The organism is Rossellomorea sp. FS2, from assembly GCF_047915635.1.
Taxonomy (GTDB): Bacteria; Bacillota; Bacilli; order Bacillales; family Bacillaceae_B; genus Rossellomorea; species Rossellomorea marisflavi_A.
This window is the reverse complement of the sequence record NZ_JBLRVS010000001.1, coordinates 840,823-866,832: the sequence shown is the minus strand read 5'-3', so window position 1 is coordinate 866,832 and position 26,010 is coordinate 840,823. Positions and strand designations below refer to the sequence as shown.

General features: G+C 50.4%; 26 protein-coding genes and 3 other annotated features. Of the genes, 6 read left to right on the top strand and 20 right to left on the bottom strand.

Features of this window, described 5'->3' with window-relative positions; all coding sequences use genetic code 11:
• Positions 1-321 precede the first annotated feature (321 nt).
• Positions 322-948, bottom strand: coding sequence for an NUDIX hydrolase (locus ACNA6I_RS04650; RefSeq protein WP_048003818.1), 627 nt, complete (start codon positions 946-948; stop codon positions 322-324).
• A gap of 149 nt (positions 949-1,097) precedes the next feature.
• Here ACNA6I_RS04650 and ACNA6I_RS04645 point away from each other — a divergent pair, with 149 nt between their 5' ends.
• Positions 1,098-1,712, top strand: a complete 615-nt coding sequence (locus ACNA6I_RS04645; protein ID WP_048014922.1) for a PH domain-containing protein — start codon at positions 1,098-1,100, stop codon at positions 1,710-1,712.
• Between the two features lie 111 nt (positions 1,713-1,823).
• Positions 1,824-2,888, top strand: coding sequence for a DUF3900 domain-containing protein (locus ACNA6I_RS04640; protein WP_252264779.1), 1,065 nt, complete (start codon positions 1,824-1,826; stop codon positions 2,886-2,888).
• Positions 2,889-2,961: 73 nt separating this feature from the next.
• Here ACNA6I_RS04640 and ACNA6I_RS04635 read toward each other — a convergent pair whose 3' ends face one another.
• The gene (locus tag ACNA6I_RS04635) at positions 2,962-3,657 is read right to left on the bottom strand and encodes a hypothetical protein (protein WP_251526701.1); all 696 of its coding nucleotides are present in this window, start codon (positions 3,655-3,657) and stop codon (positions 2,962-2,964) included.
• 220 nt (positions 3,658-3,877) lie between these two features.
• On the bottom strand, positions 3,878-4,240 hold the full coding sequence (locus ACNA6I_RS04630; RefSeq protein WP_048003821.1) for a VOC family protein: 363 nt from the start codon (positions 4,238-4,240) through the stop codon (positions 3,878-3,880).
• A 174-nt stretch (positions 4,241-4,414) separates the two neighbouring features.
• Here ACNA6I_RS04630 and ACNA6I_RS04625 point away from each other — a divergent pair, with 174 nt between their 5' ends.
• Complete coding sequence (locus tag ACNA6I_RS04625) at positions 4,415-5,218, top strand: GNAT family N-acetyltransferase (protein WP_416312989.1); 804 nt, start codon at positions 4,415-4,417, stop codon at positions 5,216-5,218.
• 48 nt (positions 5,219-5,266) lie between these two features.
• Here ACNA6I_RS04625 and ACNA6I_RS04620 read toward each other — a convergent pair whose 3' ends face one another.
• Both ACNA6I_RS04620 and metG read right to left on the bottom strand, forming a co-directional pair.
• On the bottom strand, positions 5,267-5,755 hold the full coding sequence (locus ACNA6I_RS04620; RefSeq protein WP_331711589.1) for a YfcE family phosphodiesterase: 489 nt from the start codon (positions 5,753-5,755) through the stop codon (positions 5,267-5,269).
• Entirely contained in the window at positions 5,752-7,386 is a 1,635-nt protein-coding gene (gene metG / locus ACNA6I_RS04615) for a methionine--tRNA ligase (RefSeq protein WP_416312988.1), read from the bottom strand. Before metG ends, ACNA6I_RS04620 begins: the two co-directional genes overlap by 4 nt.
• A gap of 58 nt (positions 7,387-7,444) precedes the next feature.
• Positions 7,445-7,709 (bottom strand) — a binding site (T-box leader).
• Positions 7,710-7,802: 93 nt separating this feature from the next.
• On the opposite strand from metG, the gene ACNA6I_RS04610 reads away from it, so the two are divergent.
• Positions 7,803-8,396 (top strand): SAM-dependent methyltransferase, encoded by a 594-nt coding sequence (locus ACNA6I_RS04610; RefSeq protein WP_048003895.1) that lies wholly within the window; start codon positions 7,803-7,805, stop codon positions 8,394-8,396.
• A gap of 163 nt (positions 8,397-8,559) precedes the next feature.
• Here ACNA6I_RS04610 and trpA read toward each other — a convergent pair whose 3' ends face one another.
• The 12 genes from trpA to ACNA6I_RS04550 form a co-directional block, all read right to left on the bottom strand.
• Positions 8,560-9,345: a tryptophan synthase subunit alpha gene (gene trpA / locus ACNA6I_RS04605; protein ID WP_048003824.1), complete on the bottom strand. Its 786-nt coding sequence runs from the start codon at positions 9,343-9,345 to the stop codon at positions 8,560-8,562.
• Positions 9,338-10,537 carry a tryptophan synthase subunit beta gene (gene trpB, locus ACNA6I_RS04600; protein WP_048014926.1) on the bottom strand — a complete coding sequence of 400 codons (1,200 nt, stop codon included), beginning with the start codon at positions 10,535-10,537 and terminating at the stop codon, positions 9,338-9,340. The genes trpA and trpB overlap by 8 nt, the downstream gene beginning before the upstream one ends.
• Positions 10,534-11,154, bottom strand: coding sequence for a phosphoribosylanthranilate isomerase (locus ACNA6I_RS04595; RefSeq protein ID WP_252264782.1), 621 nt, complete (start codon positions 11,152-11,154; stop codon positions 10,534-10,536). The genes trpB and ACNA6I_RS04595 overlap by 4 nt, the downstream gene beginning before the upstream one ends.
• Positions 11,151-11,930: an indole-3-glycerol phosphate synthase TrpC gene (gene trpC / locus ACNA6I_RS04590; RefSeq protein ID WP_048003827.1), complete on the bottom strand. Its 780-nt coding sequence runs from the start codon at positions 11,928-11,930 to the stop codon at positions 11,151-11,153. The genes ACNA6I_RS04595 and trpC overlap by 4 nt, the downstream gene beginning before the upstream one ends.
• Positions 11,927-12,958 (bottom strand): anthranilate phosphoribosyltransferase, encoded by a 1,032-nt coding sequence (trpD, locus tag ACNA6I_RS04585; RefSeq protein ID WP_416312987.1) that lies wholly within the window; start codon positions 12,956-12,958, stop codon positions 11,927-11,929. The genes trpC and trpD overlap by 4 nt, the downstream gene beginning before the upstream one ends.
• Positions 12,930-13,541: an anthranilate synthase component II gene (locus tag ACNA6I_RS04580; RefSeq protein WP_048003829.1), complete on the bottom strand. Its 612-nt coding sequence runs from the start codon at positions 13,539-13,541 to the stop codon at positions 12,930-12,932. The genes trpD and ACNA6I_RS04580 overlap by 29 nt, the downstream gene beginning before the upstream one ends.
• Positions 13,538-14,902 carry an anthranilate synthase component I gene (gene trpE / locus ACNA6I_RS04575; protein WP_370296785.1) on the bottom strand — a complete coding sequence of 455 codons (1,365 nt, stop codon included), beginning with the start codon at positions 14,900-14,902 and terminating at the stop codon, positions 13,538-13,540. Before trpE ends, ACNA6I_RS04580 begins: the two co-directional genes overlap by 4 nt.
• A 52-nt stretch (positions 14,903-14,954) precedes the next feature.
• Positions 14,955-15,199, bottom strand: a binding site (T-box leader).
• 52 nt (positions 15,200-15,251) lie between these two features.
• Positions 15,252-15,499: a binding site (T-box leader), on the bottom strand.
• A 78-nt stretch (positions 15,500-15,577) separates the two neighbouring features.
• Positions 15,578-17,056 (bottom strand): FAD-dependent oxidoreductase, encoded by a 1,479-nt coding sequence (locus ACNA6I_RS04570; RefSeq protein WP_416312986.1) that lies wholly within the window; start codon positions 17,054-17,056, stop codon positions 15,578-15,580.
• 81 nt (positions 17,057-17,137) lie between these two features.
• On the bottom strand, positions 17,138-18,577 hold the full coding sequence (gene panF / locus ACNA6I_RS04565; protein WP_416312985.1) for a sodium/pantothenate symporter: 1,440 nt from the start codon (positions 18,575-18,577) through the stop codon (positions 17,138-17,140).
• A complete protein-coding gene (locus tag ACNA6I_RS04560) occupies positions 18,570-18,842 on the bottom strand; it encodes a YhdT family protein (RefSeq protein ID WP_048003834.1) in 273 nt (90 codons plus the stop codon). The genes panF and ACNA6I_RS04560 overlap by 8 nt, the downstream gene beginning before the upstream one ends.
• A gap of 219 nt (positions 18,843-19,061) precedes the next feature.
• Entirely contained in the window at positions 19,062-19,739 is a 678-nt protein-coding gene (locus ACNA6I_RS04555) for a phosphatase PAP2 family protein (RefSeq protein ID WP_048003835.1), read from the bottom strand.
• A gap of 14 nt (positions 19,740-19,753) precedes the next feature.
• Positions 19,754-20,581, bottom strand: a complete 828-nt coding sequence (locus tag ACNA6I_RS04550) for a Ku protein (protein WP_048003836.1) — start codon at positions 20,579-20,581, stop codon at positions 19,754-19,756.
• Between the two features lie 148 nt (positions 20,582-20,729).
• On the opposite strand from ACNA6I_RS04550, the gene ligD reads away from it, so the two are divergent.
• Complete coding sequence (gene ligD, locus ACNA6I_RS04545) at positions 20,730-22,559, top strand: DNA ligase D (protein ID WP_416312984.1); 1,830 nt, start codon at positions 20,730-20,732, stop codon at positions 22,557-22,559.
• A 54-nt stretch (positions 22,560-22,613) separates the two neighbouring features.
• On the opposite strand, the gene dapF is transcribed toward ligD, so the two are convergent.
• Positions 22,614-23,603, bottom strand: coding sequence for a diaminopimelate epimerase (gene dapF / locus ACNA6I_RS04540; RefSeq protein ID WP_048014932.1), 990 nt, complete (start codon positions 23,601-23,603; stop codon positions 22,614-22,616).
• 110 nt (positions 23,604-23,713) lie between these two features.
• Here dapF and ACNA6I_RS04535 point away from each other — a divergent pair, with 110 nt between their 5' ends.
• Complete coding sequence (locus tag ACNA6I_RS04535; protein WP_416312983.1) at positions 23,714-24,010, top strand: hypothetical protein; 297 nt, start codon at positions 23,714-23,716, stop codon at positions 24,008-24,010.
• 114 nt (positions 24,011-24,124) lie between these two features.
• Here the strand turns inward: ACNA6I_RS04535 and ACNA6I_RS04530 are convergent, their stop codons facing one another.
• On the bottom strand, positions 24,125-25,414 hold the full coding sequence (locus tag ACNA6I_RS04530) for an NCS2 family permease (protein ID WP_048003839.1): 1,290 nt from the start codon (positions 25,412-25,414) through the stop codon (positions 24,125-24,127).
• Positions 25,415-25,517: 103 nt separating this feature from the next.
• The gene (gene ribE, locus ACNA6I_RS04525; RefSeq protein ID WP_053426849.1) at positions 25,518-25,991 is read right to left on the bottom strand and encodes a 6,7-dimethyl-8-ribityllumazine synthase; all 474 of its coding nucleotides are present in this window, start codon (positions 25,989-25,991) and stop codon (positions 25,518-25,520) included.
• Positions 25,992-26,010: the final 19 nt, after the last annotated feature.

The following is a 26,010-nucleotide window of genomic DNA, read 5'->3' as shown; positions in this document are numbered from 1 at the left end:
TCTTTCTTCATTTAACATATGAATTCCCCTGACTGAGTATAGAATGACAGATTCCTTTAAACCAAGTGCCTGTTGCAAAGCGCTTTTAGAATGAACAGCTTCTCCCGAGAACTTAACATTTTCCAGCTTTTCGCACGAATCATCACGATTGGTTCCCCCTCCTGCATTCGATATACTCTTCTATACCTTCTTTTTAACCGTTACAAACACGTCAAATTGTTCATTATTCACCCTTAATGTGCCAAACCCTGACAGATTCATGCAGTAAAAAGGGCTCAAAGACAGAAAGGGTGTCGGTCCTTAGGGGAACCTCCCGAAAGGTTATTGGTTTTTTTTCAGCTCACTTAAAAAATGGTGAAGTATCCGTGCCGTTAATCCCCAGATGACTTTGTCTTCATGGTAGTAAAAGACCTCCTGCATCTTCCTGGCCTGCCATTCATACTGTTTGCCTCCCGGTATCCGGTCATAAGGAAACGACTCTTCCGGATGCATCTTCACATCGATCGTATAAATATCAGGATCATCATTCACCAGATTGTCCAGGGGAACCGTAAAGACCTCCCCCACTTCTGCCGGATTAGGTTGAAGCTTCTCCGGCGTGGTTTCGATCCATCCGACAAACGGATAGATCATCGTTCCAAAGGGTGTGATGATATAGTCAAGGGGGTAGACATCCATCACCTCATCCACTGAGATACCGAGTTCTTCAGAAGTCTCCCTGATGGCAGCTTCCTTTTCACCGGGATCGGACGGATCCACTTTCCCCCCTGGAAAACAGATTTCTCCGGGTTGTCTCCTCATATCCCGGGACCGGACTTCAAACAGTATATGTGGCTTCCCATCGACCCGTATCAGTGGCAGCAAAATCGCGAAGGAAGCATAAGATCCTGCTCCAAGGAGCCTAGGTTTCCGATGCTTGAAGGCTTCAAGCAACCCCTTCTCATCCATGTACTCACTCCCCATTTCCTTCTTTTCTTTTCATTATAAACCGTTCCGGGGACCTGTCACAACAATGCGGCTCCATCAACTGCCAAGGCTCAAAGGAACTCCAGTATGATATAATGAAAGAGTATATACGAGAAAGGAATTGATGCGATATGTTCGGAAAGATGGCTTCAGATGTACTGGGACTGAGCGATATTGGTTCGGTCATCCATCCACAGGATTATGATAAGGCGGATGCAGATGACTACATCATGCATGAAGACGGGGAGAAGATATACTTCCTGATCAAATCGAAGTCCGATGAATATTGTTTCACCAATAAAGCTCTCATCCACCTTGACGGTACAAGCGCCACAAGCAAGAAGCGCATGTTGAAACGCTTTGATTATTATAAGCACACAATCAGCGGCGTCATGCTTGAAACGGCCGGTACAGTCGACTTGGATGTGGAGATCAAATTCAAGATCGGTTCAGAATCTTATTCCATCGATGTGCATAAAAAATTCCTCACTGAAGTGAAGGACCTTTATAAATCCCTCATCAAAATCGGGGAGATTGCCGCTGATAACAGCGTGTATTCAACTTACGCTTCAGAGAGCCTGTCCGTTGCCTCCCAAACCCTGGGGCAGGTAAAGGCAGACCACGCAGATGTGTCCGCTCAATTCAGGGAAATCAATGAATATGCCTTTGACTGGCTGATTGAAAAGAAAAAGACCTTCGTGCAGAAGGATTATGGAAGCGTATTTGAAACGTTCATCCAAAATTGACATCCATCGACCCGGCTCACGCCGGGTCTCCTTTTGTATTGGGAATCATTGACGGGAAGAGAGGGATTTTCTTATACTGTATAAGCATTACATGATGACAGGAGAGGACTTATGGACTTTACGATACAATATCTATCATTCTATCTGATTTCCGTCGATGGAAAAGGTGAGGAAGCAGACAAGCGTCAGAAACACTTCCAGACCCTCACGACTGCAACTTATGAAGAAAGCCCCCTTAAAACATTCCTGGACGGAGAACTCACCAAGATCACGAAACGGAAGGTGGACCGTCATGCGAAATCCGAAAATGCACCAACCAAAATCGGACGGTTCATCGTTGAACCCGGTCATGAGCTGACGTCCAATCCCAACTACAATCTCTTCCACAAGACCCGGTTCGCAGAAGACAGCGACACCTTCCGAGAGGCCACCGATCAAATCGTGCAGATGTACCTCGAGACGAGCGCAATCCGGGGAGGGGCCGTGATCGTTGCCACTGCAAAGCTGACGAAATTCTTCGATGATCCTTTTGTCTTCATCATGAAATGTGATTTCGAACCGAAGGTCGCAACCATCACGGACGAAGCGACGCTCATACACAATGTCGAAATGGCCATCACCACAAAGGGGATGAAATCGGTGCAGTATCCGTATATGCCCGAAGAAGGGATGATGGACCCGGCTGAACTGAAAATCCATCAGGCATCCCATGCCCATTATTTCGAAAACTTCCTCAAGTGGGTCGAGTTCGAGAAATCCATGCCTGAAATCGTAAAATCCCAAGTGTATGGCATGGTCAAGGAACATATTTCCGAAACGTATGCCGAATCAAGCGACGAGCGAGCGGAGTTCGAGGAGGCTGTTGAGGAATGGGCCATCAGCCCGAAACGGGAGATGCAGGAGAGGTTCACCCCGGAACAAGTCGTCGAAGCCGCAGCGCAGATTGTCGAGCAGTCACCGGAAGTGGAGCTGAAGATGCGCCTTGACCATATGGCCGTGAAGGCGATGCTGTCAGACTTCGGGGACCGTCTCCATTTTGCAAAAGTGAACGACCGGTACGTCCTCATGATCGAGAGCGATACCGTGACGTTCGAGCAGGGATTTTCTCCATTGGAGTTCCTGAAACCGGATGATCTCCATGAGGTGATTGAGCGTATCCAGAATAAAACCACTTAACAATAGGGGTCCCATCGGAAAGGGACCCCTATTATTGATTCCTCCATTCAATGGCTCCCCGCATGAAAACCGTTTATCCCCGGCCAACAGGTGTACGGTAGTCAGGATTGGATTGATTCCAGCCTCCCCCTTCTTCTGCCGTGCGGTCCATACTTGTATCACCGTCTCCATCGACCCAAATGGTCTCTCCGCTCGGAAGCGTACGTTCGTATGGCTCCACCCGGTGGCTGTCTGAGTTCTCCTCGCGTATGTACTCGTGTTCTGCTTCTCCTGTTGCCATATGTTCCTGTGAAGGCGGTGAATCAACTCCTCCTTCATTCCCATTGATGTCCAGTACGTCTACCGCATCCAAAATGGAAACGCCCAATGCCCCTACCGCCACTGTTTTTCCGACGTCCCGCAGCCCCTGCTTCCAACGGGACTCATCCCCATCCATCAGTCCTCCCGCAACATGCCCCACACTTTTTGCCGTTGATACAACACTATGCCCCACCGCTTTGGCCGTATTGGAAACACCTTTTCCGAGATCGTCAAATCCCTGTTCGATTTTTCGCTCGTCCTTCGTTATCAGTCCACTCCCTACATTCCATACGCCTTCTGAGAGATTTCCCAACTGCTTCCCGGCAAATTCGCTCGAATGCTTCACGCCATCTCCCACTTCTTTGATGAACGGCGATCCGGTCACCTCACCTACACCCTTGATTAGACCGCCTGTCACCCCACCAACCAACCACCCTGCACCCTGACCCAATTCTTTCAGAAAACCCATGCATGTTATCTCCTTTGAAATATAATAGTAATATTTTACTATAAAAAGCGCAAAAATATAGATTAAATAGCTAAATATACCCAAATCTACAGAACCTTCCCAAAGATTTTGTGGGGATTCGTGCATCCCATAAAAAAACATCCCTTGCCCTTTGGCATAGGATGCTCTGATTTCGATTCCGTTCGTGGCAGGCAATGCAGTGGGGATTCATTGAATACTTCTATAGCACCTGGATCATCTCCACCCGGTTGCCGAAGGGATCGCGACATTCAAAGCGGTCATAGCCCGGAATGGGAATCGAGGGAAGGATGTCGGTACCATGCTTCTCCAAATGTTCTTTCCAATACCTTACATCATCGACCTCATAAGCAATGTGGGCTTTCGTTTGGGATCGATCGACCCCTTCTTCCGTCCCGATATGAAGGTCTGCATTACCTGTGCGAAGCCAGAAGCCACCTCTCCCTTTCAAACTCTCCGGCTTATCCATTTCCTCCAGTCCAAGCAAGCCACAGTAAAAGGCCCTGGCTTCTTCTTCCTTCCCGGAAGGAACCGTTATTTGTGCGTGGTGAATCCCTGCGATCATCGCCATCACTCTCCTTTTCTCATTTTCATTATACTTGATAGGGCAGGCCTGAGCTGATCAAATCCTTGAGGACTGTTCATAAGGATTTCTTATCAGATGGTTATTGCCGGACAGACGGCACTCTGCTAATCTAATACAATATAGACATAATACGGAAGAACGGAGATGCGATGAATGCTGACACACAATCAACTCGATGACATTTTCAACCTTCAAACCCTTTGCGAAACACATGATGGCATCACCATCAAATTAAATGGGGACATGCTCCGGAGAGAATCCTATGAGTCATATGATCTCGTGATTTACGATAACGGACGCCTCACCGGTTTCCTTGGAGTCTATCCTTTCGGGAGCACCATTGAACTATGCGGCATGGTTCATCCCGGATTCAGGAGGAGGGGAATCTTTCAATCCCTCTTCGACCGGGCCATGACAGAGATCGTTAAGAAACCTGTGAAAAAGGTGCTGGCCAATTCTCACGGACGCTCTCTTGCCGGGAAAGCGTTCATTGAAGCGAATGGCGGCGTATTCGATAACACCGAATTTGAAATGGAGTGGATCCCATGTGAGCTGCCGGTACCGGACGCCTCAATCGTTCTCCGCGGGGCCACCCGGAACGATGTACCGGAGATGAAACGTCTCGGGTTGGAATGTTTCGGCATTGAGGATGCTTCATTCGATGATGCACATATCAACGATACCCTCATGATCCTGTCTGATGGTGAAGTCGCAGGTCAAATGAAGGTAGCACGTGACGGGGGACAATGCTATATCTACTGGTTCTCTGTGTTCCCTTCTCTTCAGGGACGAGGAATCGGGCGTCAGGCATTGAGCCGGGTGGTGAGGGAGGCAGCCGGTCAATATTCCCTTATCGGGCTGGATGTTGCGGCGAAAAATGAACTTGCCCTTAAACTTTACACGTCACTCGGCTTCGTCGTTCAGAATCATCAGGACTATTATTCCCTCTCTCATTAATCACACAGCCGGGGCCTTGTAAAGGGCACCGGCTGTTTCATTTCCTATTCAGTAGAAGACATGCTTAACACTCCACACATCTCCGATCTCAAGTACTCCATGAGAGTAGTACGGGAGCTTGCGTTTATCCGTCGGCGAGCCCGGATTGAACATGGGCACCCCCGCATCCACCCTTACATAGGGGATATGTGAATGGCCGAATACGATAAGGTCGACTTCATCCGGTTCAAATGCAAGGCGCGCACGCTTTTCCGTCGTCTTTCCTGTTCCGTCTCCATGAACGACGCCGATGCGGAGGTCCTTTAACGTAATGATCGTTCTATATGGAAGGATTTGCCTTAGGCTCTCATCATCCACATTCCCCACAACGGCGGTCACCTGTCCGTATTCTTTCAACGCATCATAGTGCTCGATCGTTTGGAAATCGCCTGCGTGAATGATGTGATCTGCCGTTTTGAGGTCCTTCACGAGTGGGGACGGCAAATCCCTCCCTTTTTTCGGAAAATGGGTATCGGCCACGATCACCACTTTCATCATGGGTTGCTGCTTTCCGCAATCAGTTTCTCCACTTCTTCCTCGATGACAGTTGGATCGATCCTTTCAAAGAGCGGTCCACCTTCTTGAAGATGAAGGACATCAGATTGTACAGGACCCCACATAGCAATGTCCGACCCCAGCTGCCTGCCGAGCTCTTCTGCTTTTTCAGGAAGAAAAGGGTTCAGGAGTGCGCGTAGGTTGGCAATGATATAAATGAATCCCGTGAGAAGCTCTTTCCCGCGATTCTCATCTTCCTTGACGACCACCCAGGGTTTCGATTCATCGAAGCGTTTGTTGATCCCCCTGATGTAGGCGAAGATGCCATCAAGCGCCTCCCTGGTGGTACCTTCTTCGATGCGCTTTCCGGCCAGATCGAATTGATTTTGCACTTCTTCACGTAATTCTCTTCCGACGGAAGCAAATTCCACCTTTTCTCCGTAGGCTTTACGATAAAACTTCAGCGTGCGCTGCACCAGATTCCCGAATGCTCCGAGAAGCTCTCCGTTGTGGCTATGGATGAACTCCCTCCAGGAGAAATCCGCGTCCCTCTTTTCCGGGGCATTGATCGTGAGGAAATATCGCAGGGAATCGGGTTCATATCGATCCAACAGATCGCGCGCCCACACGGCCCAATTGCCACTGGTGGAGAACTTCTTTTTTTCGAGGGTCAGGTACTCATTGGACACCACGTGATGAGGAAGCGCTTCTACTCCGATCCCTTTCATGACAGCCGGCCAGATGATCGTGTGGAATGGAATATTGTCCTTTCCATGGACGTAATATGTACGGGTGTCCTCTTCCCAGAAACGTTTCCAGTCCTTCCCTGTTTCAACTCCCCATTCCTTGGAGGCACTATAGTATCCGCTCACCGCCTCGATCCACACGTACACCTTCTTATCTTCAAATCCCTGAACCGGAACAGCCACCCCATTTTCAAGGTCACGTGTCACGGCCCGGTCATGAAGACCTTCATTCAAATATCTCTGCGTCAGATTAAGGGCATTCTCACGCCAGTCACCCCCATGGTCCTTTACCCATTCCTCAAGTGCATCCTGAAATTCCGAGAGGGCAAAATAGAGATGGGTCGTCGATTTAATCACCGGTTCGGTCTGACATAGTTTGCACGTTCGATCCTTGAGATCCAAGGGATCCAGGACCGTCGAACAATGATCACACTGATCTCCCCTTGCCTTTGCCCCGCATACCGGACAGATTCCCTCTACGAATCTGTCTGGCAGGAAACGTTGATCCACTTCACAATAGGCCTGTTCGACTTCTTTCTCATACAGCCACCCATTTCGGTGAAGCGTCCGAAAGATTTGCTGCACCGATTCATGATGGGGCTGCTTGTCTGTTCGCGTATAAAGGTCATAGCTGAATCCGAGGGAATCGAACGTTTCTTTGAATTCTTGGTGGAACCGATCGGCGATTGCCTCCACGGGGACACCTTCCTGGCTCGCCCTGATCCCGATCGGCGTGCCGTTGCAGTCACTCCCGGATACGTAGAGGACGTCTTCGCCTTTCATCCTGTAATAGCGTGCGAGGATATCCCCCGGCAGCAGGGCTGCTACATGCCCCAGATGCAGGGAACCATTTGCATACGGCCATGCTCCTCCAATGAATACTGTCATGCTGATCATCTCCTTTTGTTGTAAACAAAAAAACCCCCGTCCTGACGCCATAAAGACGTCTAAGGACGAGGGGGATGCTCGTGGTACCACCTTAGTTCGCAGGATGCTCGCGCAAATCCTGCCTTCATGAGTACGAAGCCGATCTGGCCCTTATACTCCGGCGTGTGATAACGGGTGCCTGCCCCGTCCCACCCTACTCCAAAGGTTTCGAATGGAACGCTCCGAGACCATCTTCGGGACCAGTCTGTGCCTGCCCCTTTTCAGCTGCCGGGGCTCTCTTTCAAGACCGAATTGATCCGTACTCTTCTCATCGTCGCGATTAAGTATAGTATGCCACTTTTTTCAAAAAAGGCAAGAGGTTTTATTTCGCCAGCGTTGTGGAAAGAAAAAGGAAAACAGGGAAGGAGCATTCCAACTTGAGCTTACTTCAGAAACAATTCAAAGAACCATCCGGTCCGTTGGGATGGTTGGCAGGAAAAATCATGGAGTTCGATAATCGCAGGATCCACCGGTGGAGCTTGAAACGGTTAGGCATTAAAAACGGAGACAGGGTGCTTGAAATCGGATTCGGGACGGGTTCCTGCATCGAACGGATCGCTGCTTCATACCCTGATGCGTCCGTCGACGGAATCGATATCTCAGAAACGATGGAGGAAACGGCCAGAAAAAAGAATGAGACAGCGATCCAAGAAGGCCGGGTCCGTCTATGGAAGGGAGATATAGGCGATTTCTCCGGTGAGACGGCGTATGATAAGATCTTTGCCATCAACAACTATCCACTTTGGAGCGATCAAGAGAAATCCCTCGCAAGGATCCACTCTCTATTGGATGAAGGTGGCACCCTCCTGATCACCGTTCAGCCAAGGGGTGACGAAGCGAGCGATGAACGGGCAAAAGAGTACGGGCAAGACATTGCTTCTGCCCTTCGTTCAACCGGTTTCAAGGATCTCTCCATCTCCTATAAAAATGGGTCCCCTGCCCTGACCGTCTGTGTGACCTGCAAAAAATAAGGGCCCGGCACCAATACTAAACATCGGGCTTGATTCATTCATCCATCCTCCTTTGACTTCGCCTTTCCTCTGACATTAAAAACCAAGCGCATCCATTCTTTCATACAAGGCGGATGACGCTTGGTTTTTCACATAACAAGTCCCATGTGCAGGAGCACTCTTCTTATGCACGTACTCCTTTGGATGCATCCATCAGTGACTTGATGGCTTCCTCATCCCCTTCCTGAATGAGATCGATGATCCTGCTGCCAACCACGACGCCGTCACAGCTCTGCGACATGCTTTTCACATGATCCGGGCTCGAGATACCGAACCCTGCGAGGACCGGGACCGGGCTGTGTTCCTTCAGCAGATTGAGATGCCTGCTGATGACGCCGTCGAATTCCTTCCGTGCTCCGGTGATTCCTTTGACGGTTACGGCGTACAGGAAACCTTCCGATCTACGTGCCAGCTCCTTGATGCGTTCTTCACTGCTGGTCAGTGTCGCAAGCTGGATGATGGCGATGCCTTGCTCCACAGCATCCGCTTCTATGAGATCAAGATGCTCCAAGGGCAGATCAGGGATGATGAGACCGTCCACTCCCGCTTCCCGGCAGTCACGGAAGAAACGGGAGACGCCATAGCGGAAGATCGGGTTGATATAGGTCATGAATACCAGTGGGATCCCGACTTTAAGTCGATTTTCCTTCAGTACATCCAGTACGTCAGCGAGTGTTGTCCCATGCTTCAACGCCCGCTTTCCAGCTTCCTGGATCGTGGGGCCATCGGCGACCGGATCCGAGAACGGGATCCCGATCTCGACGGCTGTCGCCCCATGCCCCTCCAACCGTTGGAGGGTGGGGATGAGCTCATCCACCCCTCCGTCACCTGCCATGATGTAGGGGATGAACACCTTATTCCCCAGCTCCAGTTCGGTTTTCAGTGCCGTTTCCAAATACTCCTTACCCATGTTGACTACCTCCCAGCATCTCTTGAATTTGATTCACATCTTTATCTCCACGGCCCGATAAGCAGATGACGACGGATTCTTCCGGTTTCATCCCCTTCGCTAGCTCTACAGCATAGGCAACGGCATGGGAGCTTTCCAGTGCCGGAATGATGCCTTCGGTCCTGCACAGAAGCTGGAAGGCATCGAGTGCCTCACCATCGGTCACCGCCGCATAGGTCACCCGTCCCTCATCTTTTAAAAAGCTGTGTTCAGGACCGACACCTGGGTAATCAAGTCCCGCTGAAACCGAATGGGCTTCCTGGATCTGACCGCTATCATCCTGCAGCAGATACATCATGCTGCCGTGCAGGATCCCCACTGACCCCTTCGTCAAAGTTGCTGCATGTTTATCCGTTTCGACACCTGCACCGGCGGCTTCCACACCGTATAATGCCACGTCGTCTTCCACAAACGGGTGGAACATGCCCATGGCATTGCTACCTCCGCCCACGCATGCGACGATTGCATCGGGCAGCCTGTTTTCCTTTAAGAAAAACTGTTTCTTCGTTTCATTTCCGATGACGCTCTGGAAGTCCCTGACCATCTTAGGAAACGGGTGCGGGCCGAGGACGGACCCCATGATGTAATGGGTGTCATCGACATGCGATACCCAGTAGCGAAGGGCTTCATTTACGGCATCCTTCAGGGTCGCGCTCCCCTGTTTGACCCCGACCACTTCTGCTCCGAGTAGTTCCATCCGGAATACATTGAGCTTCTGCCTTCTGATATCCTCTTCCCCCATGAAGATGACGCACTCCAGATTCAGTAGGGCACATACGGTTGCCGTAGCCACACCATGTTGCCCCGCCCCTGTTTCTGCGACGACTTTCTTCTTACCCATCCTGACGGCAAGCAGGGCCTGACCGATTGTATTGTTGATTTTATGTGCACCTGTATGATTCAGATCTTCGCGTTTCAGATAGATCTTCGCACCACCGACTTTGTCTGATAGATTCCTAGCATGATAGAGGGGATTCTCCCGACCCACATAGTCTTTCAGGTAGAGCTGCAGTTCTTCATGGAAGGATGGGTCCTCCATCGCTTCTTCATAAGCGGATTCAAGTTCATTCACCGCCTTCATGAGCGTTTCAGGGACGAATTTACCCCCGTATGGTCCAAATAATCCTCGTTGATCCGGCTGTGCATACATCATTGTATTCCCTCCAATTGTTTGACTGTCTTCATCAGTTCGAAGATTTTTTCCCGGTCTTTTCTTCCGTCCGTTTCTACCCCGCTCGATAAATCTACCATTTCCGGACGGACTTCCCGGATGGCTTCACCTATATTGGATACATTCAATCCTCCAGCAAGGATGATCCGATGCCCTGACCTCTCGATCCCCTTCAGGTAATCCCACTGGAATGTGGTCCCGTTACCACCGCGATGAGGTCCCTTTCCACTGTCTACAAGAACTGGGCCTTCGGGATAAAGCCCCACCCGTTTTACATCTGCTTCCTCTTTGATTGATATAGCTTTGATGAACGGAACGGAAAGTGTGCGGCAGAATTCAGGTGTTTCATCTCCATGGAGCTGCACATAGTCAAGGCCAGCCTGTTCAAAGGTGGATTCAAGGTTTTGCTTGGATTCATTGACGAAAACACCGATTTTCATTACACGGTCCGGCAGTGCAGAGCTGATGTCCGCTGCTTCCCGTACCGAAATCCTCCTTTTGCTTTCTGCAAACACGAATCCGATGGCATCGGCTCCGGCTTCCACCGCCCATTGTGCTTCCTCAAGGGTTCTTACTCCGCATATCTTGACCTTCGTCATCCCGACACCTTCTTTACTTGAAAGGAAGCAACAAGTCCGGCAGGGTCCTTACTGCGCATTAAGGTTTCTCCGATGAGGACGGCATCGGCTCCGGCTTCTGCCACTGTCTTACAGTCCTCGATGGCCTTGATTCCACTCTCACTGATCAGTTTCACATCCCGCCCATCCACAAGGGCACTCAATGTTCCCGTCTTATGGATATCCACTTCGAATGTCTTAAGGTTTCGGTTGTTGATCCCGATCACGCTTGCCCCGAGAGCCAGGGCCCTCTGCATTTCGACTTCATCGTGGACTTCCACCAGTACTTCAAGATCTTTTCCCCGGGCATAATCATATAAGTCTTTCATCCGTCTATCATCCAGGGCGGCAGCGATCAGGAGGATGATGGAGGCACCTGCATCTTCCGCTTGATCGATTTGACATTCATCGATCATGAAATCCTTGCACAGGACGGGGATCGAGACTTCCCTGCTCACCGCAGCAAGGTCATCAAAGGTTCCTTTGAAGAATGATTGGTCGGTCAAGACCGAAATGGCCGCAGCCCCTGCACGTTCATAGCTCTTAGCTTGCTCCAAGGGGTCGACATCGGTCCGGATGTCCCCCTTCGACGGGGATGCCCGTTTGATTTCAGCGATGATGTGGAGATGCGCCTCCTGGAGGGAAGAATGGAATGGCTTTTTATTGGCACCAAGATGGTACCTCCTGAATCCTTCCGTCTTCAGCTTTGCGACTTCTTCTTTTTTCTTCTCGATGATCGTTTCCAATATGGTTGTCATGATGGGATGACCTTCTTTCTGCGATTTGCGCTATAGTGGATCATGGATTGGAGAGCGTTCAAGGCGTTTCCGCTCCGGATGCTTTCCCTGGCAAGGTGCACTCCCTCAGAGATGGTCCCTGCCTTACCGCTTGCAAAAAGCCCGATGCCGGCATTGAAGAGCACGGTATCAAGATGTGCTCCTTCACGCCCTTCAAGCACGTTCATGAGAATGGCGGCATTTTCAACCGCACTTCCTCCGGTGATTTCCTCATTTCCGTATGAGTTCAGACCCACATCCTCCGCTTTCAGGATCGTGGAAGAAATGCAACCATCCTCAAGGATGGTCAAGTGATTCTCTCCTGCCAACGATGCTTCATCCATATGGCCTGCGCCGTTCAAGACAACGGCTCTTTTCCGCCCGAGCTCCCTCAGCACTTCCGCCATCGTCTCAAGTTTATCTCTCCGGTACACCCCGACCAGCTGCGTATCCAGTTGAACCGGGTTTGTGAGGGGACCGATGAGATTGAAGATGGTCGGAATCTTTATCTCCCGCCTCACCTTCATGACCTTCTTCAGGCTCTTATGGACAAACGGTGCATATAAAAACGCGATATGCTTCCGGTTCAGAAGATCTTCCACCTCTTCCCCGTCAAAATCCAGGGCCACACCCAGACTCTCCAGTACATCTGCACTTCCTGTACGGCTCGTGATGCTTCGATTGCCATGCTTTGCGATCTTCACACCTGCTCCTGCCAGGACAAACGCGCTGGTGGTGCTGATATTGAAACTCTGTGATTGGTCTCCTCCCGTTCCGCAGTTATCCATGACTCCCTGCTCACGCTTACGGACAGGCATTGCCTGTTCCCTCAGGACTTCCACAAGAGCCGTGATCTCATCTACGGTTTCCCCTTTTATTCTCAACAGGGTCAAAAAGCAGGAGATCTCACTTTCCGTTGTACCTTCCTGAAGCATTTCCCTTACTGCTTCCTTCATCTCTTCTCTCCCCAGTGAATGACCGTCAGATAATTTGTTCAGTACGTGTTTCACGGTGATTCCCCTTTCTCATCTCGTCTATGAAGTGCTTCAATATGTCTTTCCCTGCCAGGGTCCCGATCGATTCGGGATGGAACTGCAGGCCGTAAAGCGGATACCGACTATGCTTGATTGCCATGATTTCCTGATCATCCATGGCTACGGCCAGCGTTTCGAACTGAGGTGGGAGGGTCCCTCTTTTCACCACGAGTGAGTGGTACCTCATCACCTCGAGGGGTTGAGGAAGATAGTGGAACAGGCCTCCTCCCGTATGGCGGATCATCGACGTCTTTCCGTGCTTGATGACTCCTGCCCTCTCTATCTCTGCACCAAAGGCAGCCGCGATGGCCTGATGCCCGAGGCATACACCCAATATCGGCAGACTAGCGTGAAGATTCTGGATAATGTCGATGCACAAACCCGCATCTTCCGGCCTTCCTGGGCCCGGTGAAAGAATGATGGCTTCCGGATCGAGCTCCTGGATTTCATCCAAGCTTGTGTGGTCATTCCGTTTTACCAATACCTCTTCCCCAAGCTCGGTCAAGTATTGATACAGATTATAGGTAAACGAGTCGTAATTATCGATCAATAGGATCATTCCGATACCTCCAACAGGGATTTGGCTTTATTCATCGTTTCCTCGAATTCACTTGCGGGATCTGAATCGTATACAATCCCCGCCCCTGCCTGAACGAAAGCCAATTGGTCCTTCACGACCATCGTCCGGATCGCCAAGGCGAAATCGAGATCACCAGTGAAGCTCATGTACCCGACCGCTCCGGAATAAACGCCCCGTTTCACCGGTTCCAATTCGTTGATGATCTGCATGGCCCGGATCTTCGGGGCACCGCTCACCGTCCCCGCCGGCAAGCAGGCAGCCAGTGCCTGGAGGGGAGAGATCCCTTCCTTCAACCTACCTTTCACTTCTGAAACGATGTGCATCACATATTTGTATCGTTCGACCAGCATGTATTTACTCAATCTGATCGATCCGGGATCACAGATCCTCCCAAGATCGTTCCGCCCAAGGTCGACGAGCATGCGATGCTCTGCAATCTCTTTCTCATCACCGAGAAGCTCGGTTTCGAGCCTGCGGTCTTCTTCCACTGTCTCACCGCGCTTTCTCGTCCCCGCGATGGGATTGGTGGTCACCTCAGTACCCTTAACCCTGATCAGACTCTCGGGTGAAGCGCCCAACACCACATATTCCTCAAAGTCTATGAAGAACATATAAGGTGAAGGATTGGATTTCCGGAGGCTCCTGTAAAAGGAAAAGGCATCACCATCGAACCGTGCCTGGAGTCGCTGTGAAAGCACGACCTGGAATACATCTCCCTTCAGGATGGATTCCTTTGCCCTTTCCACCTTCACCATGAACTCCTCTTTGCTCAGCTGTGCCTGAAAGGAAAGCTTCTCGATCTTTTCCTTGCGGGGATCAAGATGAATCATCCTCATCTCGGATTCTACATCCCTTATCCGATCGTCAAGATCTTCTGCATCTTCTGATGTGACGACGATAAATACCTTCTGCTCGACATGATCGAAGACGATGACCTTTTCATAAAACATCAGGTGGATATCCGGCATCTGCAATTGATCATGCGGTATGATCCCGATCTGCTCCATCTGTCTGATCACGTCGTAACCAAGGTAACCGATCCCTCCACCCATGAATGGGAAGCGACTTTCCACTGATTCAACCCGCGGCATCAGTCCGTCAATGATGGAGATCGGATCACCGCTAACATATCTCTTGCCTTGACCGTCTTCCACGATCACATCTGTACCATTCGCCCTGCATTCCATGAAGGGATCGCTGCCGACGAATGAATAACGCCCTGTTTCTTCGTTTTTGAGTGAGCTTTCAAGCAGGAATTTCTTCTTCCCGCTGATCGTTTGGAATAAGGAGATCGGGGTGAACATATCCCCGTTCAGTTCCTTCACTTTCATCGTTCTCATTCTGCTTCCTCCATTCTTTTCCACAAAAAAAGCCCTCCATGAACAGTTGTTCATAGAGGACGATGCTGACCGCGTTGCCACCTCTGGTTGGGGACAGGTGTCCCCCTCTTATTCAGGTACCGGCTTTACCTGCCTATACCCTATCCCTGTAACGTGGGAAATCCGTATGATCCTACTGCACTGTTCAGATCATCTCTCATAAGTCCATTCCAGACAAGCTGGCTTATCAGGGTCTCACCATCCCTGATTCTCTGTAAAGCATCACTTGAATGTACTCCTCTTATTCAACGATGTAACGTTTTTCAATTTTTCAGAACGAAAAAAGGGCATCTCGCATTCCTCTTCATTAGAAAAGGACGAGATACCCGTGGTGCCACCTTTGTTGACTGCAATTACAGCCCGCTTGACCGCATCGAAGCTCATGCTTGAATGCGTGTACCGGATAACGATCGGACATTCGCCAGAGCCTACCTCGGTCACCCGTTTCGGTCTGGGGGCTCGGAAGTCCATTCCCATCGTTCACCACGCCAGTTCACACCAACCACTAGCTCTCTTGAGTGGATCATCGAAGGTACTCCTCTTCGTCATAGCCATTCGCTCATTTGATTGATTATTATGTTATGCTCTTTGGTTTTAAAAGTCAACCATTTCTTTCAACTTTTCTGTTAAAGACCGTCACGGAAGCTTCAGACCTGTTATGGAACGGCATACATGATACGCACTCACAGACACACCGATTGTGCCCGCTCCAGGGAATACAGAATCACCGCAGAGCCATAAGCCGTCTAGAGGGGTACGGTGTGACATGCTGTGGAAGAGGGCATTTTCCGTCGTCTGCGGATATCCCCCGACCATGCCGTCGGGTCGTCCCGTGAATCGTTCCCACGCACGGGGGGCACCGGGGTATTGATCTACGATTGATTCACTGAAACCGGGATAAGTCCCTTCGATGACCGAAAGCATCTTGTCATGCAGCTCCTGTTTATACGCATCATACGTTTCTTTCGTCTCCCATTTCGACAGATCTGTGTGGGTCGAGACCGTCATCGTCCTGAACCCGGACGGGGAGCGGAGTCGATCTTTCCGACTCGAGAGGGATAAAAAGAGATGCTCACCTTCGCTCATGCCGCTTCCTGTACAAATTTGCTGAAACAGGGTCAAGCCGTCAGGGAGCTTCCCTTCATCCAGGACAAAATAGAGCGTCATCGTCCCCCAGGATCGATCACTCCGTTTACGTTCCACCACTCGCTGGATCACGTCCCTACTCTCTTCATGCATCAATGGGAGGAGTGCTTCGATTGGTGCTGAAAAGATAACATGACTACCCTCATACTGGTTTCCGCGATGGTCTTCTACCTGCCAGTGATCTTGCTTTTTGCAGATGTTCTCCACTCTTTTCCCGCGTTTCAGAAGAGCTCCCGACACTTCTGCCGAATTTGCGAGCTCTTCTGCCATCCGGTATAAACCTCCATCGACGTAGAAAGCTCCCTGATGATACATGTCAAGGGCGAGGCAGCCAAGAAGGAATGAGCATTCATCAGAAGTTGTCTGCATGCTGTCGATCAGCTGGCCATCAATGAATGTGTGAAAGTCCGGATGCCGGTGCAGACCGAATGATGCAAGGATCCCACCCATTGTCCGATTGATGTAGGGGACCAGCGTCAATGTACCGGGTTGAAGGCTCTTGATCAGGATCGCCCACTCCCCGGGTGTCTTTGGCGGAAGGGACGGTAGGGGGTCCATCAGCTGCCTGATCCTCGATGCGATTTTATACACCAGGGCATAAAAGCGGGCCAAATCAGACGCACAATGGGGAAAATGGCTTTGTAGATGGGCAACATGTTTATCCCGGTCCCGGTAGAAAACGAGCCTACGACCATGCAGATGCACATTCATCACCTCATCGAGGAGATGGGATTCCGGTGGATTCACCTGTAAATACTCGAAGATCCGCTGATGGATCCCCCCCTCCTCTAAGCCCATGCCCAGTGTGGCACCGACCGGAAAGAGATGCTTGCCCCGCTGGAACTTCCCGGCGCATCCACCCCATTCCCTGGATCCTTCAAGCAGGGTGACTGCATGACCCTGCTTGCTCAGGAGGGCAGCAGCCGTAAGTCCGCTGATGCCTCCTCCGACAATGATGATTTCATTCAATATTCTCACCCCTTACCGCCTGATCGGCTTCATTATCTTCACTCTACCCCACTTTCCTGCACCTATACAAAAAAGGATGGGCTAAGCCCATCCTCCTTCGTGTTGATCCTTCGTGACCAGGGATACGATGATGAATACAACCAATGAAATCAAGATCGGAAATACCACGGTATTCACGTCCATGAAGTTCGGAAGGTAATGATAAAAGAGAATATACGAAACCAGTCCCGTAACCATGGACGCAAGGGCTCCCTTCCCATTTCCCTTTCTCCAGTAGAGTCCGAGGACGATCGGCCAGATGAAAACGGCTTCCAATCCACCGAACGAAAATAGATTCAACCAGATGATCAGGTCAGGTGGACTCAGGGAAAGGAAAAAGACAAGGACCCCCGTCAGGGCCGTCACCCATAAACTGACTCTCCTGATCTGGGTTTCTTGTGCATCCTTGTTGATGAAATTCATGTACACATCCTTCACGAGGGCAGACGAAACCATCAACAACAGGGCATCGACCGTCGACATGATGGCTGCCATCGGTGCCGCAAGGACAATTCCTGATACCCACGGCGGCAGGACTTCAAGTGTCAGGGTCGGCATCACCTTATCAGCATCTTCAATTCCCGGCAGGACAGATCTTCCCAGCACTCCGGAAAGATGCATCCCGAGCATGACGATTCCGACAACGATCGTCCCGATGATGAGGGCGCGATGCATACTTCTGGAATCTTTGTATCCCATGGCCCTGACAGCCACTTGCGGTAGGCCCACGACCCCCACCCCGACGAGGATCCAGAAGGACGAAATGTATGCAGAGCTGAACTGGCGATCGGGTCCGTTAGGCGTCACGAGACCGGGATCGATCCGTTTCAAATCGTTCATGATCGCTTCCATGCCTCCACCTGCATGAACGATGGCAATCAGAAGGATCAATGTGCCGGCCATCATGACGATCCCCTGAATCGCATCTGTCACAGCAACGGCCCTGAAGCCCCCCACAATCACGTATACGAGCACCGAAACAGCAAAGAAGACAAGAGCAGTACGGTAGGACAGTCCTGTCAGGGATTCAATCAGTCGGGCACCTCCCACCCATTGAGCAATCATCGCAGAAAAAAGGAAAACGATGATGCTGATGGAGGCAAAGATGGTGATCGACTTGCTTCCGTAGCGGCCCTGGAGATAATCGATAAGCGTGACGGCATTGTATTTTCTAGACATAATGGCAAACTTTTTACCTAATACCAGGAGGACAAAATAGCCTGTCACCACCTGGCTCATGGCAAGCAGAACCCACGAGAGTCCATATGTATAGGCGGCGCCGGGTCCTCCGATGAATGTACTCGCACTACCGTATGTGGCCATCATGGACATGGCTAAAATGAAGCCACCCATCTGGCGGCTCCCGAGAAAGTATTCCTGAACAAACGATTCGGCCTTATTCACGCTTTTGGCCGTATACATCCCTACTACAAATATGATGATGAGGAATAGTATAAAGGGTATAAGAGCGATATTACTCACGATCTTCCTCCTCATCAAACGGTATATCCGTCAGCAGATATTTCACCACGAAGGCCACAAGCACTACCATCAGGATGAAACCGCCGATACAGCTGTATACGAACCAAGCAGGCATCCCGAAGATCCACGTATAATCGGAGACGGGCTGACCGCCAAGTCCGTAAGCGAATCCGTACCACCATAGGAAATTGATCAAAACAAGTGCGACCCCGATGAGGGCTTCCTGATTGGCGATGCGGAATCGTCTATCATCATGATGCTTCATGATCAATCCTCCTTAAACAACATCCTTATACAATTTACGACAGCTACTGGATAAATGCAATCACATTGGCTTTGCTTCATGGAGAATCCACCAAAAAAAAGAAGAACAGGACTATGCGGGACCTGTTCTTCCGGGGGGTATTCTCGTTTATCAGAGGGGGAACTCTTCAAATGAGAATGATTTTCAATATCATCATTATAATTTACCTTCGCAGACGTTTCAAGCTTTTTTTTCGTTTTGGTTCCACCATTTGTAGCGCTCCGCCAAATAACTGTATACCAGGATGCTTACGATGAGCCATGCCCCTCCGGCGGAATATCCTCCTATGATATCACTTGGATAATGGACGCCAAGATAGACTCTGCTCGTCCCGATCACCAGGATGAGTCCGACTGCTGCAACAATGGAGATCCATTTGTATAGATGACGGTCGAATGCCCTGTAAAGCATGAATGCAACCGCTCCATAAAAGATGAATGAACCCATTGAATGGCCGCTCGGAAAGCTGTATCCCCCCTGCTCGATCAATACGTGAAAATCAGGCCGATCACGCTTGAACAGAGATTTCAGGAGCGAGTTGAAGGCTCCTCCGATCCCCACTGTCACCGCCATGAATACAGCCAGGGGAACCTTTTTCATAAGAAGGAGGATCAGGATGCTGATGACGGTGCCCACAGCAATCCCTGTCACTCCGCCTAAAAAGGTGATGGTCGTCATGATCGTCGTCAACCCGGGTGAAATGAATCCCTGGACAAAATCGATGACCGACTTATCAAATGATTCGACTTCATTTTCCCTCAATTCATCGACGATGGAGATGAATCCCCATGTGAACAAGACGAGGAAGGCGACCCCAAGGATCAGGGCAGCCCACGTCTTTTTATTTCTTCCTTCCATGTTTCTCCCTCACTTCACGCTTTCGCTTTCTTTTTTGTCGTCTTTTTCTTTGGTTGTGATTTCGGCTTTGGCTTTGACGTATCGATGGATGCCTGGAGGGCCGCCATGAGATCCGTTACATTGTCCCTTGGGGCACGGTCAGAAGGAGTGACCACTTCCTCACCTGTCTGCTTGCCTTCGATCAGCGCCATCAAACGTTCCCGGTATTCATCTTTATAATTTTCCGGATTGAATTCGGCCGTCAACTGATCGATGAGCAGTGTCGCCGTTTCCAATTCTTTTGACGTGATCTCATCCTCGGCTGGTACATTCGGGACATCAGTTGAAGGTCTGACCTCATCAGGGTAATGAATCGTTTCCATGACAAGGGTCTTTTCAAACACACGGATCACACAGAGATGTTCCTTGGACCGCATGATGAACTTGGCAATGCCGACCTTTCCAGACTCTGATAAAGCCTTCCGAAGAAGAGAATAGGCTTTTTTCCCTCCGTCTTCGGGCGACACATAATACGTGCGGTCGTAGAAAATCGGATCGATCTCGTCCATCCGGATGAAATCCTGGATCGATACGGCACGCTCTTCATTCATTTCTTTCAGCCCTCCCAGCTCCTCCTCCTCGAGTACAACAAATTTGCCTTTTGTCAGCTCGTAGCCTTTGACAATATCGTCCTGACCAACCGACTTGTCACACACCGGGCACATCTTCTCATATTTGATCGGTGTATGGCACTCCTTATGGAGAGAACGGAGCTTGATGTCCCGGTCTTCCGTTGCAGAGTGAAGCTTGATGGGGATGTTCACGAGGCCGAAGCTGATCGATCCCTTCCAGATTGTATGCATTTCAATACCCTCCTGTAGTCAAACTAATCCTATTTTCATTAGCTTTCTCCCACTCCCTTCGTTCATTCACCCGATCTGTTGGAAATGAATAAACAGGACATACTATCGGTAAAGATTTTAAAGTAGATGCTCACAAGGAAGGTGCTAGATGATGAAGCCCATGCTGCCAACACTGACGCCGGATCCGCCCGAAGGGGACATGTGGCTGTCCGAAGTGAAGTATGACGGATTCAGGGGAATCCTCCAGATTGAAACACATGAAAGCATGACTCTCACCAGCCGGAATGGAACGAACCTCCTGCCTCATTTCCCTGAGATTGAACAGTATATCCGCCAAATGCTCGAAGACGATATGCTTCCGGTGCCCCTCATGCTAGACGGGGAAATCGTCCTTCTCCGCACGGCCCTCTCATCGGAATTCAGGGCCCTCCAGGCGAGAGGCCGAATGAAGAATCAAAAGAACATACACCGTGCGGCATCGATCAGACCAGCCGTTTTCCTGTGCTTTGACCTTCTTCACACCGGATCCAAGAATACAAAGGATCTCCCTTATGAAAAGCGTAAAGAGGCCCTACTTGCGCTATTCAGTCGGGCAGGTCTTCCAACAACTCCTTCCCCCCACCACCGGGCCCTAGTGCAAATGATCCCCTTTACCAATGATCATCACGAGCTTCTCAAGAACGTGTACGATCAGGAGGGAGAAGGCCTTGTATTCAAGAAGAAGAACAGCATGTGGGAAGAAGGGGTCCGAAGCTCCGATTGGGTCAAGGTGAAAAACTGGAAAACCTGTTCTTGCTTCATCACAGGATGGGAATCCGGAAATGATTACTTCTATGTAGGGGTCTATAAAGGGGAAGAAATCGTATCCCTGGGGGCATTCCACTTCGGTCTGAATCCCGAGGAAAAGAGATCCCTGAAACACATCATCTATGAGAATCATACCGGCAAAGATGGTACATTCTTTTCCATTTCGCCTGCGATCACCGTAGAGCTTCACTATCTTGAGCGCTATGATGATGGGTTACGCGAGCCCCATTTCAGCCGGTTCCTTTTTTCCGAAGCACCGGAAAGCTGTACCGAAGAGCGCTTCAGGATGGATGAACTGAGCCTTCCCGGCAGTATATCCGTCACCCACCCTGAAAAACCGATTTTCGAAGGTATATCGAAACTTGATTACCTGCATTATTTGCGGAAGGTATCAGGTGCACTCCTTCCATTTCTCCATGGACGGGCTCTCACCTGCATCCGTTATCCCCACGGAATCTTCGGGGAATCCTTTTACCAAAAGAACACGCCTGAACATGCCCCGGATTTTGTGAAAACGGTCAGGGACGATTCCATCGATTATACCCTGTGCCATGCGATCGACACCCTGATGTGGCTTGGAAATCAGCTGGCCCTCGAGCTCCATGTCCCCTTTCAGCTCCAGGGAAGGGACGATGTGTTCGAGATTGCCTTCGACCTTGACCCGCCTGACCGCTCGGCCTTTCCGCTTGCCGTCAAGGCAGGCCTGATCCTGAAAGATATCCTTGATCGCCTCCACCTGCGGAGCTTCGTCAAAACCTCAGGGAATAAAGGGCTTCAAGTACATATCCCCATCCCCAGGGGATATACATGGGATGACACCCGGCTCTTCACCGAATTCATTGCCCGCTACCTCGTGTCAACCCACCCTGAAGAGTTCACGGTTGAAAGATTGAAAAAAGAACGAAACGGGCGACTCTATATCGACTATGTCCAACATGGACCCGGCAAGACACTTGTATCCCCCTATTCGGTCAGGGGGAATAATGAAGGTCTCGTCTCCACTCCGCTCCTTTGGGAGGAAGTGAATCGTGATCTGGATCCCTCCCGTTTCACAATGGAAGCCGTCGTAAAGCGTTTCAGGGAGATCGGCTGTCCGTTTTCTGGCTATTATACTGCGGGGGAGCAACAACCGTTCAAAGAAGTCATGACCTTTTTACGATCAAATGGATGATCCAAAAAAACCGGCAGCCGCTCATGTTTCGAACGGATGCCGGCTTTTATCTGTTTACAGGAAAACCTTTTCTTTCACAAGTGACGCCGCATGCTCCTCCAACTGACGATACGCAACATTCTCTTCAAGCTCCTTCTTCGCTTCCAAATCATAGCGGTCCGGGAACGCACGATCCCACTGTATGGTCGCTTCGTACATATAAGTGGCATTCCCGATCAGCTCCATGGAATATGTGCCATCGGCGTGTTCATTTACGACGACCCTTACTTTGCCGCCGGGATTATACACATCGACCGCCTCTCCTTTCGCGTTATAACCGAGAAGGCATGTCACGAGAGTGGAAGCCGACATCGCCGTGCCGCATGCGTTGGTGAATCCTACTCCACGCTCATAGGTCCTGACAAAGATTGCCCCCTCCTCTATGATAGTCACATAGCTCACATTCACTCCGTCCGGGCATAACGGATTCGGTCCGTTAAGGTAGTCCGAGATGTCCTTTTGCTCATTCCCTGACAGCACATCACGGTCGACCACGGCAATCAAATGAGGGTTGGGGACGGCCAGTGCAGTGAATCTCCTATCACTCTGGAGACCCTCCACCTTTTCGTCAATCAACTTCTCTCCGTTTCCACTCATCGGGAGGGAAGATAAATCGAATAGGACCGGTGAAATCTCGACATTGTACGTGGGGATCCCAACGTACACCTCTTCCTCTTTCGATACGTGGAGATCTGCTTTCATCGTTTCCACCATGATGTCGTCCTTCCCGATCTTTTCACACACGTATCGTCCGACACAGCGCAGGCCGTTCCCACACATCGAGGCTTCAGAACCATCGGAATTGAATACTCTCATCATGGCATCACATCTATCGCTGTCAAGGACGAATAAGATCCCATCCGCTCCCGGGCCCGTTTCCCGGTTGCAAAGGGTGAGGGTCAGTGCCCTTCGATCCTCATCGGTAAAATCGTAGCCTTTCCCGACTTCATCCAACAATAGAAAATCATTTCCAGATCCATGACACTTCGTTACGTCAATTTTCACTCTTTTCCGCCTCCAGTTGTGCTATCCATAAAATCATAATAGTACTAGATTGCCATAAACGTGCCCGATGTGCAATCATAGATAAAAGCAATCTGATAGGAGGGATGAGCATGAAGGAGGAGTTCAGCTTCCGCTTTCAGGTGAAAAAGGTGGAAGAGGCATATGACGGGAACGAATCGAGGCACGTCCATGTGCTGGCAAAGGTGTTTGATCAGGAAAAAGAGCTGATCCATGAAGGGATGTATCGCGTAAAGTTCAATGAAATCGGCATTTTCCCTTTTCCTGCCGATATCGCCGGGCAAGTTCAATCAAAAGCGCTTCAGAGACTCCTCATGGTAGAGCTGAAGCACTACATCAAACCTCAAAGAAAGTTCCTGACTCCCGGCGAGTACAAACCTGTTTGGTAAGGGGGATCTCCCACGATCTTGTATAGCCGCCGGTGTCCTCAATCGATGGAAATCACTGTTAACCCGTTCAAAAAAAAACATGCACGTGCGACAGGCGCACGTGCATGTTTTTTCCTAGTGAATCGCATGGACGATGAAATTCAAGAGGAACAATGCTGCAATGATATATAGCGTCAAAGACACTTCCTTTGCCTTACCCGTTGCTACCTTCAAAATCGGATACAGAACGAATCCGAATGCGATGCCGTCAGCAATGCTGTAGGTGAATGGGATCATAGCGATGATGAAGATCGCCGGAAGGGCTTCCGTCAGATCGCCCAGGTCCATATGCCGGATATTCTGGATCATCACGCCTCCGATCACGATCAGGATCGGTGCAATCGCATGATCGGGAATCCACTTCAGGTAAGGAATAAACAAAACCGAAGCAAGGAACAGGACACCTGTGGTGAATGATGTCATGCCCGTACGCCCTCCAGCTGTCATGGCAGCTGCGCTTTCCACCGTAGAAACGGTGGGGCTGGTGCCGAAGATCCCGGAGGTCAATGCAGAAAATGCATTGGCCTGGAACGCCCGAGGATACTTATGCTCCTGCCCGATCATGGCCGTATGCCCGCTCACAAGGCCGATATTCTCGAATACGAGGACCATCGTCATGGAAAATACGGCTATCCAAAACGGGATATCCACGATGGCCTTGAACGAAATCTGGCCGAAGACATCACCGTACTGACTCCAATGGAATGCAGTCGATGACGCCGACGGCTCGATTCCGAGCACCAGTCCAAGAATGGTTCCGAAAGCGATGCTCCAAAGGAATTGGCCCTTCACATTCCGGATGAAAAGGAACATGGTGAGGAGTAATGTGAGGAGGGTTGCAACAACCTTCCAATCACTGAAGTCCCCGATCGTGATGATCGAACTCTCCCCCCTCTGGATGATCCCGCCCTTTTCAAGGCCGATGAACATGAGGAACATTCCGAGGCCGACCGTGATGGCCTCTTTCAGCACCTGGGGTATGGCCCGCGATAGCACGCCTGAAAGTCGCGTAAACGCAATGACCATGAAAAGGATCCCTGATATCAAGACCACTCCGAGCGCTTCCTGCCAGCTGAGGCCGGACGATTTCACAAGCGTGAACGTAAACATCGCATTGATTCCCATGCCTGGTACTAGAAGGATGGGGGCGTTCGCCCAGAACGCCATGACGAGACATCCGACGAATGACGCCAGGATCGTCGCCAATACGGCTCCTTCAAACGGTATACCAGCTTCAGAAAGAATCAGGGCGTTAACGGCGATGATATACACGATGGTGAAATAGCCAACCGACCCTGCAAGCATTTCCTGTTTCAGTGAAGTGCCATGCGCTTTAAACTTAAACACATGTTCAAATGCTTTCATACAATCTTCCTATAAAACTGCCCTCTCCCTACCCGCGTCACCCGGATTACTCCGGGGAGCCACAAGACTTTATTTTAGCAGATAAAGAGTGCGTTGCCAATAGTCATCCTTGTTCGATGGAACGGATCAGGTTCGCCATTTCGATTGCTGAAACAGCCGCTTCCCAGCCTTTATTCCCTGCTTTAGTCCCAGCACGCTCGATGGCCTGCTCGATCGTATCGGTTGTCAACACTCCGAAGATGACAGGTATTTCTTCCTGCATTCCCAGGTTTGCAACTCCTTTTGCCACCTCTCCGCTCACATATTCAAAGTGCGGTGTCGCACCGCGGATGACCGTTCCGAGCGTGATGACGGCATCATAGTTCCCTGTACGGGCAAGCTTCTTGGCGATCATCGGGATTTCAAATGCTCCCGGCACCCATGTGACTGAGACGTCCGCTTCCTCGACACCATGGCGCTTAAGCGCATCCTCTGCACCACCCAGAAGTTTGGACGTGATGAATTCGTTGAAACGTGATACGACGATGGCTACTTTCAGGCCAGTACCTACAAGATTTCCTTCAAATGTTTTTGTCATGTTGTTTCCCTCCATTGGT

Excerpts from the sequence above, each read along its gene's own strand:
- ACNA6I_RS04650 (WP_048003818.1), bottom strand. The coding sequence starts at position 948 with ATGGATGAGAAGGGGTTGCTTGAAGCCTTCAAGCATCGGAAACCTAGG.
- ACNA6I_RS04645 (WP_048014922.1), top strand. The coding sequence starts at position 1,098 with ATGTTCGGAAAGATGGCTTCAGATGTACTGGGACTGAGCGATATTGGT.
- ACNA6I_RS04640 (WP_252264779.1), top strand. The coding sequence starts at position 1,824 with ATGGACTTTACGATACAATATCTATCATTCTATCTGATTTCCGTCGAT.
- ACNA6I_RS04635 (WP_251526701.1), bottom strand. The coding sequence starts at position 3,657 with ATGGGTTTTCTGAAAGAATTGGGTCAGGGTGCAGGGTGGTTGGTTGGT.
- ACNA6I_RS04630 (WP_048003821.1), bottom strand. The coding sequence starts at position 4,240 with ATGATCGCAGGGATTCACCACGCACAAATAACGGTTCCTTCCGGGAAG.
- ACNA6I_RS04625 (WP_416312989.1), top strand. The coding sequence starts at position 4,415 with ATGCTGACACACAATCAACTCGATGACATTTTCAACCTTCAAACCCTT.
- ACNA6I_RS04620 (WP_331711589.1), bottom strand. The coding sequence starts at position 5,755 with ATGATGAAAGTGGTGATCGTGGCCGATACCCATTTTCCGAAAAAAGGG.
- metG (WP_416312988.1), bottom strand. The coding sequence starts at position 7,386 with ATGACAGTATTCATTGGAGGAGCATGGCCGTATGCAAATGGTTCCCTG.
- trpA (WP_048003824.1), bottom strand. The coding sequence starts at position 9,345 with ATGGGTAAGGAGTATTTGGAAACGGCACTGAAAACCGAACTGGAGCTG.
- trpB (WP_048014926.1), bottom strand. The coding sequence starts at position 10,537 with ATGATGTATGCACAGCCGGATCAACGAGGATTATTTGGACCATACGGG.
- ACNA6I_RS04595 (WP_252264782.1), bottom strand. The coding sequence starts at position 11,154 with ATGACGAAGGTCAAGATATGCGGAGTAAGAACCCTTGAGGAAGCACAA.
- trpC (WP_048003827.1), bottom strand. The coding sequence starts at position 11,930 with ATGACAACCATATTGGAAACGATCATCGAGAAGAAAAAAGAAGAAGTC.
- ACNA6I_RS04580 (WP_048003829.1), bottom strand. The coding sequence starts at position 13,541 with ATGATCCTATTGATCGATAATTACGACTCGTTTACCTATAATCTGTAT.
- trpE (WP_370296785.1), bottom strand. The coding sequence starts at position 14,902 with ATGAGAACGATGAAAGTGAAGGAACTGAACGGGGATATGTTCACCCCG.
- ACNA6I_RS04560 (WP_048003834.1), bottom strand. The coding sequence starts at position 18,842 with ATGAAGCATCATGATGATAGACGATTCCGCATCGCCAATCAGGAAGCC.
- ACNA6I_RS04555 (WP_048003835.1), bottom strand. The coding sequence starts at position 19,739 with ATGGAAGGAAGAAATAAAAAGACGTGGGCTGCCCTGATCCTTGGGGTC.
- ACNA6I_RS04550 (WP_048003836.1), bottom strand. The coding sequence starts at position 20,581 with ATGCATACAATCTGGAAGGGATCGATCAGCTTCGGCCTCGTGAACATC.
- ligD (WP_416312984.1), top strand. The coding sequence starts at position 20,730 with ATGATGAAGCCCATGCTGCCAACACTGACGCCGGATCCGCCCGAAGGG.
- ACNA6I_RS04535 (WP_416312983.1), top strand. The coding sequence starts at position 23,714 with ATGAAGGAGGAGTTCAGCTTCCGCTTTCAGGTGAAAAAGGTGGAAGAG.
- ACNA6I_RS04530 (WP_048003839.1), bottom strand. The coding sequence starts at position 25,414 with ATGAAAGCATTTGAACATGTGTTTAAGTTTAAAGCGCATGGCACTTCA.
- ribE (WP_053426849.1), bottom strand. The coding sequence starts at position 25,991 with ATGACAAAAACATTTGAAGGAAATCTTGTAGGTACTGGCCTGAAAGTA.